1 protein-coding gene is annotated in these 583 nt (G+C 71.7%); it reads right to left on the minus strand.

Annotated features, from left to right (window positions below):
* Nucleotides 1-583 (minus strand): HNH endonuclease (locus AC1DES_RS19165; RefSeq protein ID WP_476897281.1); only part of this gene is annotated, 583 nt, incomplete at both ends.

Genomic DNA, 583 nt, shown 5'->3' on the forward strand with positions numbered 1-583 from the left:
TTGGTTGCCGTTCTGTTGCTCCAGCCGGGGGTTTCCTTGGTGTGGTTGCAGGCTTCGCAGAGTCCTTGGCCGTTGGTGTGGGTGGTGGGGCCGTTGTTGTGCCAGGGGATGATGTGGTCCAGGTGGCGGATGGGGGCGTCGCAGTAGGGCGTGCGGCAGGTGTCGTCGCGGGCGGTGATGAAGCGGCGGAGCCCGTCGGGGAAGCGGCGGGCGCGGGAGTCCATCGCGATCAGCTCCCCGGTGGAGGGTGCGGTGTAGAGCCGGCGGAGCCAGGCATTGAAGGCCTGGTCTTCGCCGGTAGTGCCGGGTGCGGGCGGCGGGTTGATGAGGGCGCGGGCCCAGGCGGCGGGGACTGTGCCGTAGCCGGGGAGGCGGGCGGGTTCGGTGTCGGACTGGAAGAGGGTGCGGTCGGTGATGACGAGCTGAATCTCGATTCCGGTGATGCCTCCGGGGGTGCCGGTGGTGCGTTCGACCAGGGCGTCGGCCATGATCTGGGCGCGGGTGCGGGGGTCCCCGGCGGTGCGGAGGGTGTCGGCGTGGCGGGTGAGGGCGGCGTGCACGGCGACGGCCCGGGCGACGGGGA

Source organism: Arthrobacter sp. 05T442, from assembly GCF_056395945.1.